Raw genomic sequence first — 13111 nt, forward strand, 5'->3', positions numbered from 1 at the left:
CTACGACCACCACACCGGCCCTGTCGCGAAGGGCGCGCGAGTTGACATGCAACCGGTTGCACGAAATGCTGGGCAACAGCCGGCCCGGCGGTCGGCCGCCAACCCGCCTCGCGCAGCGCGCCCGGCGGGCAGACTCCGAGGAATGGTGACCGTGACCCCAATCTCCGCCTCGACAACGCCCCGGGTGCGCACCTTCGCCGACCGGGCCACGATGGGCCACGCCGCCGCCACCGACGTCGCCGCCAACCTGCGCGCCCTGCTCGCCGTCCAGCCCCGGGTCCGGATGGTCTTCGCCGCCGCACCGAGCCAGCAGGAACTGCTCGACGCGCTGGTCGACGCGCCCGACCTGGACTGGTCCCGGGTCACCGCCTTCCACATGGACGAATACCTCGACCTGCCGGCGGCGGCGCCCCAGCGGTTCGCCAGCTGGCTCGACCACGCGCTCTTCGACCGGGTGCCGCTCGGTTCGGTGCACCGGATCGAGCCCGGCCCGGATGCCCAGCAGACCGCCCGCGAGTACGCCGAGGCGCTGGCCGCTGCCCCGATCGACCTGGTCTGCCTCGGCATCGGGGTGAACGGGCACCTTGCCTTCAACGACCCGCCGGTGGCCGACCTCGCCGATCCGCTCGACGTCAAGGTCGTCCAACTCGACGAGGTCTGCCGCCAGCAGCAGGTGGACGACGAGTGCTTCGACACCCTCGCCGAGGTGCCGCACCGGGCGATCACCCTCACCGTGCCCCGGCTCCTCGCCGCCGGGCGGCTGTTCTGCGTGGTGCCCGGCGCGCGCAAGAGCACGGCGGTCCGGCGGGCGCTGCTCGATCCGATCGACGCCGCCTGCCCGGCCACCGCGCTGCGTACCCACCCCGACTGCACCCTCTATCTCGACCGGGAGTCCGCCGGGCAGTTACCGCCCGAGGTGGGCCATGCCGGCTGACCGGGTGCTGACCGGCCGCGACCCGGTCAGTGGCACACCCCTGGCGGTCACCGTCGCGGCCGGCCGGATCACCGGGATCGGGCCCGGCCCGGCTCAGGAGACCCGGTTCCTCTCCCCCGGGCTGGTCGACCTGCAGGTCAACGGCTTCGCCGGGCACGACCTGAACGCCGACGGGCTGACCCCGCAGACCGTCGTCGCGCTCACCCACACCCTCTTCGCGAGCGGGGTGACCACCTTCGTACCCACCCTGGTGACCGCCGCGCACGACCGGATCACCCGGGCCCTGCAGGCGATCTCGGCGGCCCGGCGGACGGACCGACTGGTCGAGCACGCCATCCCGTACGCCCATCTGGAGGGGCCGCACATCTCGCCGCAGGACGGTCCACGTGGCGTGCACGACGCCACCTGGGTCCGGCCGCCCTCGCTGAGTGAGTTCGCCGACTGGCAGGCGGCCAGCGGTGACCTGGTCGGCATGGTCACCCTCTCCCCGCACTTCCCCGAAGCGGCGGACTACACCGCCGTACTCACCGGCCGGGGAGTGCACGTGGCCGTCGGGCACACCCACGCCGAGCCGGCGCAGATCACCGCGGTGGTCGACGCAGGCGCCCGGCTCTGCACCCATCTCGGCAACGGCGCGCACGCGGTGCTGGCCCGACACCCCAACTATCTCTGGACCCAACTCGCCGACGAACGGCTCACCGCCGGCTTCATCGCCGACGGGCACCACCTTCCCGCCGACACGCTGACCGCGATGTTGCGGGCCAAGGGGCCGGACCGGTCGCTGCTGGTCTCCGACGCCGTCGCGCTGGCCGGGCTGCCTCCCGGCCGGTACCGGACGCCGATCGGTGACGCCGTCGAACTGCACGCGGACGGCAGGCTGGTGCAGTCCGGCACCCCGTACCTGGCCGGGGCGGCCCGTGGCCTTGCCGACGGGGTGGCCCAGGCGGTGACCGCGGCCCGGTTGAGCCTGGGCGAGGCGGTCCGGCTGGCCACCGGGCAACCGGGCCGGTTCGTCGGTGGCCGCGGCACCGTGACCGTGGGCGCACCGGCCGACCTGCTGCGGTTCGACTGGGTGCCGGGGGCGTCGACCTTGGGCGTCGACACGGTGCTCGTACTCGGGCAGGAAGTCGGACCGCCTCGGGCGACGCGGTGACCAGCGGCCCGGACTACCAGCGGCCCGGCGTCTGGGCCGAGCTGGTCGAGCGCCTCGGCCGGCGGCATCCGCCCTGGCCGAGGGCGGACTGCGGCCGGGTGGAGTGCGAACCTGGTTGGGCCTGGCGGCCGGTGCTCGCCGACCACGACGCCTGGCTGGTGGTGCGTGGCAGGGGCTGGGCCAGCGTCGGCGGCGAGCGGGTCGACCTGCATCCGGGCCGCCTGATCATGCTCCGCCCCGGCGACCGCGGGGAGTTCGGGCAGGATCCGCACGACCGACTCACCGTGCTCTACTGCCACTTCGACTTCCGGGACGCGGCCAGCGGCGAGCCGGCCGTGGTCGCGGACGCCTGGCTGCCGGCGCGGTTCCCGGTGCTGCGCCACGCCGCCCCGGTGGCTGACCTGATGCGGCGGGTGGTCCGACTCAGCCGCGACCCGCACCCGCTGCGCCGGCTGGACGCCGCAGCTGCGCTGCTCTCCCTGCTCACCGAGGTCTACCGGCAGGACGCCCACGCGCACGGAGAGCAGACCGACATGATCGACCCACGGTTGCAGGAGGTGATCGACCTGGTCCGGGGCAATCCGGGGCGTCGTCCATCGCTGGACGAGGCAGCCCGGCTCACCGGGCTCGCCCCGGCCGGGTTGAGTCGGCTGTTCAGCCGGCAGCTCGGCGTCAGCTTCCGGCAGTTCGTGATCGACTCCCGGCTGGAGCGCGCCCGGCAACTGCTCACCGAGTCGTCGATGACCGTCGGGCAGATCGCGCGGGCGCTGGGCTATCCAGACGTCTTCCTGTTCAGCCGGCAGTTTCGCCGCCGCTACGGCGAGCCGCCCAGCGCCCTTCGTCGGACGTCGACCCCACCCGGGCGATCTCCTGGCTGACCGGCTGCGGTACCCCCGGCCGGCACCGCCCGACCAGGCCGCCGACCGCTCGGTGCAACAAGTCGTCGTCTCGACCCATGGCAGCTCTGACCTGCGCAAACCTACAGTCGGCAGAGGGCTGGGACCGGGGGAACAACGAGCAGGTGGGAGCGATCATGACCGTGACGAACCGACCCTTGCGGGTCGACACCGACCGGGGCGACTACCCGGCGGACCTGTACCGCTTCGATCACCCCGCCGACGTGGTGCCGGGTCTGGAGCGGGTGGGCGACGCCGAGGTGCGGCGCTATCTCGACGAGGGCTACCTGGCGGTGGCGCCGGCGCTGACCGGCGGGCAGGTCGACGAGGCGCTGGCCGGGCTCCAGGCCCTGCTGCTCGACCCGCGCGACGCGGACGTCGAGTTCGAGGCGTGGGCGGCCGACCGGCTGGACGAGCTGGACGGCGAGGAGCGCTTCAACGCGGTCCGCAAGTTCATGTGGTTCGTCGGGGCCGACGAGCGGCTGCGCCGGATCTCCCAGGACGAGCGGCTGCTCACCGTGGTACGCCGGCTCGCTGGCACCGACGACGTGGTGATGATGCAGGACATGGCGTTGCTGAAGCCGCCGGGTGGTGGCCGGGAGAAGCCGTGGCACCAGGACAACGCCTTCTTCAACCTGGAACCGGACACCCCGACGGTGGGGGTCTGGATCGCCCTGGACAGGGCCACCCCGGAGAACGGCTGCATGCACGTGATCTCCGAGTCGCACCGGGAGGGGCCGGCCCCGCACTTCATGCGCCGGGACTGGCAGCTCTGCGACGACGACGTGCAGACCTCGCGTGACGTGGTGGTGCCGCTGCCGCCCGGCGGCGCGCTCTTCTTCAACGGGCTGATCCACCACGGCACCCCGGCCAACCGGACCAACCTGCGTCGGCGCGCGGTGCAGTTCCACTACGTGCCGCGCTCGGCGGTCAAGGTGACCGAAGACGAGCACCTGGCGGTCTTCGGCCTGGAAGGGCGCGGCGCGACCTGCTGACCCTCGACGCCAGCCGCTGACCCACCGGGCATCGGCCGGCCGCCGTCGACGACGCCGCCCCCTCCCTGTCGCGGGCCGGGGGCGGGGTGGGCCCGGCGGCCACGACGGGACGCACCGACGGGCGATCCGCCCCCGGTGCGTCCCGTCGTGGCGGGTGCCGTTCCCAACTAATCGATCAGTTCTGATCAGCAAGAGACAGGTTCATAACAGACTGATTCTTTGCTTACTTTTTTGCTTGTTCAGGAGCCGTTTGTGTGGCAGCCTGCCCCTACGACGCGCAGGTGCCGTCGCAAGTGGCCTGACCTGCACGAACGCGGGCCAGCCGGAAGCAGAGAAGAGCGCACGTGGTGCTAGCAGCAGAGCGCAGGGCGCAGATCCTGGAGGCCGCCGACCGGCACGGCATCGTGCGGATCGCCGACCTCGTGGTCAGCCTCGGCGTATCGGACGTCACCGTCCGGCGGGACCTGGCGATGCTGGCCCGCACCGGGGAGTTGCGCAAGGTGCGGGGCGGGGCGACCCTACGCCGGTCACCGGTCCGCGCCAGCGCGGGTCGGGAACCGGGCACCCGTCACCGGCCGGACGCCATCCACGTCGGGGTGCTGGTGCCGACCGCCGCCGACTACTTCCGCCGGATCGTCGACGGGATGCAGCGCACCCTCGACACCGCCGGTGCCCGGCTGACCCTGAGCGTCTCGGACTACCGGCCGGAACGGGAGCAGGCCCTGGTCGACGGACTGCTCCAGGCCGGCGCGGACGGGCTGCTGCTGGTCCCCTCGATCGAAAACGGCCCGACCGACCCGGCCACCGATGCCTGGCTGCACAACCTTCCGGTGCCGGCCGTGCTGGTGGAACGGGAGCTGCCGGAGAACCGGCTCGGCCTGATCTCCTCGGTCCGGACCGCCCACGAGCAGGGCACCGCCGCGGCCGTGGACCACCTTCGCACCCTCGGCCACACCCGGATCGCACTGATCACCCGGGGTGACAGCCAGGCCGCCGAGCTGATCCGCGGCGGCTGGGAGCGGGCGGTCGCCGCCTTCGGGCTGGACACCGACGTGCCGGTGATCCTCGGCAAGGACGTCGGCAGCTGGCCGCGCTGGAGCGACGACGACATCGACACGGTGGTCCGCCAGCTGCGCGAGGCCAGGGTGACCGGGCTGGTCTGCCACAACGACGAGAACGCGATGACCATCGTGCAGCGGGCCCGCAGGTACGGCTGGTCGGTGCCGCACCAGCTCTCCGTGGTGGCGTACGAGGACGAGGTCGCCCGGCTCGGTGACCCCCCGTTGACCGCGGTTTCCCCACCCAAGGAGGAGGTTGGCAAGGTGGCTGCCCGTACGCTGCTGGACCTGGTCGAGGCGGGCGGGCGGGCGCCGGCCCGGCACACCCGGCTGGAGCCGGAGATCATGGTGCGCGAGTCCACGGCGGGCATCCGGTGAGTGGCGCACCGGCACCGGACGTCCCCGCAGAGGGCGAGGTGCTGGCGCGGCGCGTCCGGACCGCGATGGTCGAGGACCCGGCACCGGCACGCGTCCGAGGGGCCAGCCGCCGCCAACGGCTGCGCCGCGACCTCACCCTGGTGCTGCTGATGCTGCCGGCGCTGGCCTACTTCCTGGTCTTCCACTATGGCGCGCTGGCCGGCAACCTGATCGCCTTCTTGGACTACGTGCCGTTCCTGGGCATCACCGGGTCGGTATGGGTCGGCTTCGACAACTTCAGCGAGATGTTCCGCGACCCCGCGATGTGGCAGGCCACCTGGAACACCGTGGAGATCTCGGCGCTGCAACTGCTCTTCTTCTTCCCTGCGCCGCTCGGGCTCGCGTTGCTGCTGCACAGTCTGACCGGCGGCTTCGTCCGAAAGTTCGTGCAGAGCGTGGTCTACCTACCGCACTTCATCTCCTGGGTGATCGTGGTCGCGCTCTTCCAGCAGGTGTTGGGGGGCGCCGGTGTGCTCAACGGGATGCTCGGCGACCACGGGCTCTCCACCATCGACGTCATCGGCAACCCGGACATGTTCAAACCGCTGGTGGTCGGCCAGGTGATCTGGAAGGACTCCGGCTGGGGGATGATCATCTTCTTGGCCGCGCTGCACCAGGTCGACGAACAGCTCTACGAGTCGGCCGCCATCGACGGCGCCGGCTGGTGGCGGCGGCTCTGGCACGTCACGCTGCCGGCGCTGCGCCCGATCATCGCGCTGCTGCTGATCCTCAAGCTCGGCGACATCCTGAGCACCGGATTCGAGCAGATCTACCTGCAACGCGCCTCGGTCGGTCCGGCCGCCGCCGAGGTGCTCGACACCTTCGTCTACTTCACCGGCGTGGCCAACGGCGACTGGGGCTACGCCGCGGCGGCCGGTCTGTTCAAGGGCGTCGTCGGCGCCCTGCTGGTCTATTCGGCCAACAAGGTCGCCCACCGACTCGGCGAATCGGGGGTCTACCGCTGATGGCACACCGTACGAAGAATCCCACCCACCCGGACACACCGGGCGGCACGACCTCCGGCCAGCCGGGCCCACAAGGCACCACGCGGCCGGGACACCCACACCGCCCCACGGTACGACCACGGCGACGCCGGCCGAGCGACCGACCGGTCTGGCAGGGCGAGCCCTCGCTCGGCCTGCGTGCGGTCAAGGGCATCGTGCTGACGATCATCGTGGCCATCGTGCTGGCGCCGTTCCTGGTGGTGATCTCGACCAGCCTCGCCACCCCCGAGGAGGTCATCGCCAAGGGGGGCTGGGTGGTCTGGCCCGATCAGATCAGCTTCGCCGCCTACCAGCAGGTGCTCTCCGGTGACGTGGTCACCCGGGCCACCACGGTCAGTCTCCTGGTCACCGTCGTCGGCACCTTCCTGTCGCTGCTCTGCACGGTCACCCTGGCCTACGCCCTGGCCCGGCCGGGTGTCTTCGGCGGCAAACCGGTGCTGTTGCTGGTGCTGTTCACCTTCCTCTTCCCGCCCGGCATCATTCCCAGCTATCTGGTCGTGCAGAACGTCGGACTGCTCGACAGCTACTTCGCGCTGATCCTGCCGGTGCTGGTCAACGCGTTCAACCTGGTCGTGATGCGCGGATTCTTCCAGGGCATCCCGGACGAGCTGTACGAGGCAGCCCGGATCGACGGCGCCGGCGACCTCCGCATCCTCGTACGCATCGTGCTGCCGCTGTCCAAGGCGGTGGTCGCGGTGGTCGGCCTCTTCTACGCCGTCAGCTACTGGAACTCCTTCTTCAACGCCATCCTCTATCTGAACGACTCATCGAAGTGGCCGATCCAGGCGGTCCTGCAGCAGTACGTGACGCAGGGCGCCCAGCTGGCCGACCCCAGCGTGGCCGAATCGGCCAGCCGGAACGCACCCCACTCGATCCAGATGGCGGTGGTCGTGCTCGCGCTGGTTCCCATCGTCTGCGTCTATCCGTTCATCCAGCGCCACTTCGTCAAGGGCGTGATGACCGGCGCCATCAAGGGCTGACAGTCGGACCCCTTCCACAGGAACCGAGGCATTGACCAATGAACCCCATGCAGCGCAGATCCTTCATCCGGCTCACCGGCGTCGGCCTTCTGGCCGGCACCGCCGGCCCGGCCCTGGTCGCCTGCGGCTCGGCCGAGAAGACCTCGGTCACCAACAGCGGCAAGGAACTGGTGCCGTGGCCGACACAGGTCCCGTTCGCCGGCCCGACACCGGACGCCCCGGCGAACGACAAGGGCGTGCAGAACCTCTACACCAGCTACCCGCAGCAGCTCACCACGTCGGTCAAGGAGACCCCGGGCGACGGCAGTGAGGTCACCGCGATGATCATCACGTACGAGCCGCCGCCGACCGACGTCAGCGGCAGCCCGCGCTGGCAGGCGATCAACAAGGCGCTGGGCGTCAACCTCAAGGTCACCGTGGTACCGGACGCCGAGTTCGCCACCAAGATGGCCACCGTGATGGCCTCCGGCGAGCTGCCGGACATCATCATGCTCGGCGCCGGCTACACGCTGCCCCGGGAAGAGGACTTCGTCGCCAGCAAGTGTGCCGACATCTCCGAGCTGATCGGCGGCGACGCCATCAAGGAATACCCCAACCTCGCCAACATCCCGCTCTATGCCTGGAAGGCCGTCGGCCGCATCGGCGGTCGGCTCTACGGGCTGCCGATCGAACGGCCGGTGCCCGGCAACAGCCTGCTGGCCAACCGCACCCAGCTCGACCAGGTCGGGGCGCCACGGGACTGGAGCAAGGACGAGTTCCGCGCCGCGCTCAAGGCACTGACCACGGGCCGGCGCTGGGGCACCGGCAGCGCCCGGGAGGCGCTCGGCGGCAGCCACCAGATCTACCACGCCGGGTCGTTCGGCGCGCCCAACGTCTGGAAGGTCGACGGCGGCGCCTTCATCTCCACCTACGGCACCGAGCAGTACAAGGCGGCGCTGGACTTCACCCGGCAGCTGTGGAGCGAGAAGCTCTACTACCCGGACTCCAGCAGCACCAGCCAGGTGGACCTGGAGACGCTCTACTACAACGGCACGGTCAGCACCATCACCGACGGCTTCGGCACGTACGCCACCGCCGCGCCGACGGTGAAGGACGGGTTCAAGGTCGATTTCGCGCTGCCGTACAACGCCGGCACCACGCCCACCCCGTGGCAGGGCACCGGCATCTTCGGCTACACCGTGTTCAAGAAGGCCTCCACGGACCGGCTCAAGATGCTGCTGCGGATCTGCAACTACCTGGCCGCGCCCTTCGGCACGACCGAGTACGAGCTGAAGACGTTCGGCATCGAGGGCACCGACTTCACCCGCAGCGCCACCGGCATCACGCTGTCGGAGTCGGGCAACCCGGCCCCACCGCCGTTCCGCTACATCGCCTCCCCGCCCGGCGTGATCAACCTGCCCGGTCAGGAGGAGGCCGCCCGCCGGCTCTACGACTGGGAGAGCGCGGTGCTGCCCAACAGCATCCGCGATCCCAGCAATGGTCTACGCTCCGCCACGAAGACTGCGGACGGCGCCAAACTCAACAAGATCCTGACCGATGCCGCCACCTCGATCACCACCGGCCGGGAGCCGCTCTCCACCTGGGACACCGCGGTCAAGTCGTGGCGCGACGGCGGCGGTGACAAGATGGCCGAGGAGTACGCCGAGGAGCTCAAGAACAGCGGCGCCTGACCGGATCACGTGGGACGCGGCCCGTCGGACACCGGAGGTCCGTTCACGGTACGAGGTGAGGAGCACGGTGATCCGGCGGGAAGTGGACGTCTCGGCGGTCCGGCAGCGGCTGGGCCTCCCCGTCGACGTCGAGGGGTGGCTGGCCCGGTCAGCCACCCCCGGCGAGCCGACGGCCGGCCCGGTGCCACCGCCGCCCGAGCAGGCGTACGCCCTGTTGGAGCGGTTGGGGGTGCCGGAGCCGGACCGGCTGCCGGCGATCGAGGCGATGCCCACCCCGGACGGCACGCCGGAGCTGTGGTGGCTGCTGGAGCACTGTCACCGTGAGCTCTGCCGCGACCTGGCCGACCTCCGGCCGATCGCGCCCTGGCCGAGCCTGCCGGCGTCGCTCGGCCCCGCCGGTCGGTACTTCTACCTGCACGTCTTCCTGGCCGCGCTGCCGACCACCCGCCGGCTGCACGACAGCCTGGGCATCCCGGCGGAGGTCTCCTGGCACACCCTGGCCGACCTCGGTGCCAAGATGGCCATCCACCGCCGGACGCACGGCCAGGGCGGGCTGGACCGGCAGAACTGGCTGACCCGGCACTTCCGGGGCAGCCTCTACCGGCTCGGCCGGTTACAGTTCGACCGGTTCCGACTGGACCCGGCGGTGGCTGCCGGATCGCCACTGGCCGGTCAGCCGGTGCTGGACGTGCACATCCCGGAGGACGGTCCGCTGGCCTTGGCGGACTGTGACGAGTCGTTCACCTCCGCGGCGGTGTTCTTCGCCCGCCACTTCCCGCAGGAGCCCTATCCGGCAGCGGTCTGTCGATCGTGGCTGCTCGACGACCAACTCGCCGAGTACCTGCCGCCGACGGCCAACATCATCCGCTTCCAGCGCCGGTTCCGACTCTTCCCGCCGGTGCTCGACGGCGACCACGACGTCTTCGAGTTCGTCTTCCGGCAACACCCCACCGACCTGGCCGAGCTTCCGCAGGACACCGCCCTGCAGCGGGCCGTGGTGACCCACCTGCGCTCCGGTCGACACTGGCGGATCAGGACAGGATGGACACCCCTGTAGACCGGCCGGCGGCGCCCCGGTCACGCACGGCCCGGCACGTCGGCTCGCAGCGGGTCGTTCAGCGAGCCGGAGCGGAAGGCGGCCACCCGGACCGGCAGCTCACCGAAGCCGGCCGCCCTCACCGCACCGGGCAGCGCCTCGTCGGCCAGCGCCGCAGCCACCAGTTCGGCGTCCACCTCCAGCCGTACCTCGTCGCCGAGGTCACGGACCCTCAGGTCACGCGGTTGGTGCCGGGCCAGCAGTTCACGCACCGCCCGCTCGGCCCGTTCGACCCGAGCCAGCCGGGCCGGGCTGATCTCGATGCCGTAGGCGATCCGACTGGCCAGGCAGGCCGCTGCCGGCTTGTCCCAGGTCCGCAGGCCCCAATCCCGGGCAACCGACCGGACCGCGTCCTTGGACATTCCCAGGTCGGCCAGTGGGCTACGGACCGCCCGTTCCTGGGCGGCCTCGATGCCGGGCCGGAAACCGGCGGTCAGGTCGGCGGCGTTGGTGCCGGTAGCGACCGTGTCGTAGCCATGCCGACCGGCCAGCTCGACGGCCGCGTCCAGCACCGTGCTCTTACAGAAGTAGCAGCGTCGCGGGCCGTTCTCCCGGTAACCAGCCCGGCGCAGCTCCCCGGTGGCCGGCCGGTGGTGGGCCACCCCCAGGGCGACGCAGAACCGCTCGGCGGCGGCCCGCTCGGCGGCGGGCAGCGACGCCGACACCGCGGTCATCGCGGCCACCCGGTCGGCACCCAGGGCCCGGGCCGCCGCCGCCAGCACCAGACTGGAGTCGACCCCACCGGAGAAAGCCACCAGCACACTGCCGTAACCGGCGATCTCGGCGACAAGCCGATCACCGAGTGCAATCGTGTCCACGACGCCACTCCCATCACGACGACCGGGGGAAGATGATGGAACCATATCCGACCGGCTCCGCCGGGAACACTATTGACCTGGGCTTTGCCCAGCTGGACGTACAGCGGGCGGCACGCACCGGAGACCCCGAGGTGGTCTACGGCGAGGGTAAGACCCCGGCACAGATAGTCAGCGCGCTCCGCGCGTTGCACGCCGCCCACCCGGACCGGGCGGTGCTGGCGACCCGGCTCGCACCGGCCGCACTGGCCCGGCTCGCCGAGGAGCTGCCGGCAGCCTGGTTGGACGAGGCTGGCCGACTCGCCATCCTGGGGACACCGCCGGCCCCGGTGGGCACGGTGGCCGTGGTCGGCGCGGGAACGGCCGACCTGCCGGTGCTGCGCGAGGTGGCCGCGACGGTGGGCGTCTTCGGCGCAGGCTGCGACGAGGTCGTGGATGTGGGCGTAGCGGGGCTACACCGGCTGCTGGCCCAGCGGGACCGCATTGCCGGCGCCGACGCGGTGGTCGCGGTCGCCGGCATGGAGGCGGCCCTGCCGTCGGTGCTCGGCGGCCTGATCGGCGTCCCGCTGATAGCGGTGCCGACCAGCGTCGGCTATGGCTGGCACCTGAACGGCCTGACTGCCTGGCTGGCGATGCTGAACAGCTGCGCACCCGGCGTGCTGACGGTCAACGTCGACAACGGTTTCAGCGCTGGCGTGGCCGCCGCCCGGATCGCCCGCCGGACGGCCCGACCATGACCGGCGGCCCACCGGAGCGCGCCGGACACCGGGCCGGCGAGCCCGGACCCGTGCCGGTGCTCTGGATCGACGCGAGCAACGGCGCGGCCGGGGACATGCTACTCGCCGCGCTGCTCGACGCCGGCGCCGACCCGGACGTGGTGCGGGCCGGGCTGGCGCGGCTGCACGTCGAGCCGATCGTGGTCGAGCCGCGCCCGGTCCGCCGGCACGGTTTCCGGGCCACCCTGGTCGAGGTACGGGTGTCGGAAAGCACCACGCACCGCCGGCTCACCGACGTAGTCGAGGTGATCCGATCGGCTGGGCTGGACGAGTCGGTCACCGCGTTCGCCTGCGCGGTCTTCGACCGGCTGGCCGCCGCCGAGGCCCGCGTGCACGGCACCGGCATCGACCAGGTGCACTTCCACGAGGTGGGTGCGCTCGACGCGATCGCCGACGTGGTCGGCTGCGCGCTGGCCCTGCACGAGCTGGGCGTACTGGCCGCAGCGGTACGGGTCGTCTCGCCCGTGGCCGTCGGCTCGGGCCAGGTACACGCCGCGCACGGCGTCCTGCCGGTGCCGGCACCGGCCGTGTTGGAGCTGCTCACCAGGGCTGGTGCCCCGCTGCGGGCGCATCCGGCCAGCATGGAACTCTGCACACCCACCGGCGCTGCGCTGCTGAGCACCCTCGCCACCGGGTGGGGGCCGACCCCGCCCTGCGTCCCGCGGACGGTCGGCGTCGGTGCCGGGCAGGCCGACCCGGCCGGGCACGCCAACCTGCTCCGGGTGCTCATCGGCGCTGCGAGCAGCCCGCCCGACTGGCGTACCGACACCCTGCATCAGGTCGAGTGCACGATCGACGACCTCGACCCACGGATCTGGCCCGACCTGTTGGAGCAGCTGCGTGACGCAGGTGCGGCGGACGCCTGGTGCAGCCCGGCGCTGATGCGCAAGGGGCGGCCGGGTCAGGTGCTCAGCGTGCTGGTCGACACCGACCGGCTGGATCTGGTCTGCCAGCTGGTCTTCGAGCAGACCACCACCCTCGGGGTCCGCGTCGGCGAGGTGCACCGCCGCGCTCTGCGCCGCGACGTGGTGACCGTCGCCGTCGACGGATCACCGGTGCGGGTCAAACGGGGTCACCTCGGCGGCCGGGTGGTGAACAGCCAACCGGAGTACGACGACGTGCTGGCGGTGGCCCGACGTACCGGCCGACCACTGGCCGACGTGCTGACCGAGGTGCACCGACTGCTCGCCGCGCAGCCCTGATCCGCCGCGGCCGGCGGCGGCGCTCCTGGTCAGCCTCCGCCGCCGCGAGCACGCCGGCCGGCGTGCTCCGCGTCCGCGACCCGTGGGTCAAGGCATCGACCCGGGCCGGCCCCGG

Annotated in this window: 12 protein-coding genes; 11 read left to right on the forward strand and 1 reads right to left on the reverse strand. The window is 71.8% G+C overall.

Features of this window, described 5'->3' with window-relative positions:
* Positions 1-151 precede the first annotated feature (151 nt).
* The 9 genes from ACQP1S_RS21270 (at position 152) to ACQP1S_RS21310 (ending at position 10164) form a co-directional block, all read left to right on the forward strand.
* Complete coding sequence (locus tag ACQP1S_RS21270) at positions 152-934, forward strand: glucosamine-6-phosphate deaminase (protein ID WP_432898314.1); 783 nt, start codon at positions 152-154, stop codon at positions 932-934.
* A complete protein-coding gene (locus ACQP1S_RS21275) occupies positions 924-2087 on the forward strand; it encodes an N-acetylglucosamine-6-phosphate deacetylase (RefSeq protein ID WP_432898317.1) in 1164 nt (387 codons plus the stop codon). The genes ACQP1S_RS21270 and ACQP1S_RS21275 overlap by 11 nt, the downstream gene beginning before the upstream one ends.
* Positions 2084-2965, forward strand: a complete 882-nt coding sequence (locus ACQP1S_RS21280; protein ID WP_432898320.1) for a helix-turn-helix domain-containing protein — start codon at positions 2084-2086, stop codon at positions 2963-2965. Before ACQP1S_RS21275 ends, ACQP1S_RS21280 begins: the two co-directional genes overlap by 4 nt.
* Before the next feature lie 155 nt (positions 2966-3120).
* Positions 3121-3978, forward strand: a complete 858-nt coding sequence (locus ACQP1S_RS21285; protein ID WP_432898323.1) for a phytanoyl-CoA dioxygenase family protein — start codon at positions 3121-3123, stop codon at positions 3976-3978.
* A 344-nt stretch (positions 3979-4322) separates the two neighbouring features.
* The gene (locus ACQP1S_RS21290; protein WP_432898326.1) at positions 4323-5414 is read left to right on the forward strand and encodes a substrate-binding domain-containing protein; all 1092 of its coding nucleotides are present in this window, start codon (positions 4323-4325) and stop codon (positions 5412-5414) included.
* Positions 5411-6418 (forward strand): ABC transporter permease, encoded by a 1008-nt coding sequence (locus tag ACQP1S_RS21295; protein WP_432898329.1) that lies wholly within the window; start codon positions 5411-5413, stop codon positions 6416-6418. Before ACQP1S_RS21290 ends, ACQP1S_RS21295 begins: the two co-directional genes overlap by 4 nt.
* A 194-nt stretch (positions 6419-6612) precedes the next feature.
* The gene (locus ACQP1S_RS21300; protein WP_245722817.1) at positions 6613-7437 is read left to right on the forward strand and encodes a carbohydrate ABC transporter permease; all 825 of its coding nucleotides are present in this window, start codon (positions 6613-6615) and stop codon (positions 7435-7437) included.
* Positions 7438-7484: 47 nt separating this feature from the next.
* A complete protein-coding gene (locus ACQP1S_RS21305) occupies positions 7485-9107 on the forward strand; it encodes an extracellular solute-binding protein (protein ID WP_432898332.1) in 1623 nt (540 codons plus the stop codon).
* A gap of 67 nt (positions 9108-9174) precedes the next feature.
* On the forward strand, positions 9175-10164 hold the full coding sequence (locus tag ACQP1S_RS21310) for an acyltransferase domain-containing protein (protein ID WP_141723234.1): 990 nt from the start codon (positions 9175-9177) through the stop codon (positions 10162-10164).
* A 20-nt stretch (positions 10165-10184) separates the two neighbouring features.
* Here the strand turns inward: ACQP1S_RS21310 and larE are convergent, their stop codons facing one another.
* Complete coding sequence (larE, locus tag ACQP1S_RS21315; protein ID WP_218108317.1) at positions 10185-11021, reverse strand: ATP-dependent sacrificial sulfur transferase LarE; 837 nt, start codon at positions 11019-11021, stop codon at positions 10185-10187.
* A gap of 32 nt (positions 11022-11053) precedes the next feature.
* Here larE and larB point away from each other — a divergent pair, with 32 nt between their 5' ends.
* Positions 11054-11755 (forward strand): nickel pincer cofactor biosynthesis protein LarB, encoded by a 702-nt coding sequence (gene larB / locus ACQP1S_RS21320; protein WP_091253015.1) that lies wholly within the window; start codon positions 11054-11056, stop codon positions 11753-11755.
* Complete coding sequence (gene larC / locus ACQP1S_RS21325) at positions 11752-12996, forward strand: nickel pincer cofactor biosynthesis protein LarC (RefSeq protein WP_432898337.1); 1245 nt, start codon at positions 11752-11754, stop codon at positions 12994-12996. The genes larB and larC overlap by 4 nt, the downstream gene beginning before the upstream one ends.
* Positions 12997-13111: the final 115 nt, after the last annotated feature.

Origin of the sequence: Micromonospora matsumotoense (assembly GCF_050951065.1) — a bacterium.
GTDB classification, from domain to species: domain Bacteria; phylum Actinomycetota; class Actinomycetes; order Mycobacteriales; family Micromonosporaceae; genus Micromonospora; species Micromonospora matsumotoensis.

Bases quoted from the DNA above. Each gene is read 5' to 3' on its own strand.
- ACQP1S_RS21275 (WP_432898317.1), top strand. From the start codon at position 924: ATGCCGGCTGACCGGGTGCTGACCGGCCGCGACCCGGTCAGTGGCACA.
- larC (WP_432898337.1), top strand. From the start codon at position 11,752: ATGACCGGCGGCCCACCGGAGCGCGCCGGACACCGGGCCGGCGAGCCC.
- larB (WP_091253015.1), top strand. From the start codon at position 11,054: ATGATGGAACCATATCCGACCGGCTCCGCCGGGAACACTATTGACCTG.
- ACQP1S_RS21305 (WP_432898332.1), top strand. From the start codon at position 7,485: ATGCAGCGCAGATCCTTCATCCGGCTCACCGGCGTCGGCCTTCTGGCC.
- ACQP1S_RS21285 (WP_432898323.1), top strand. From the start codon at position 3,121: ATGACCGTGACGAACCGACCCTTGCGGGTCGACACCGACCGGGGCGAC.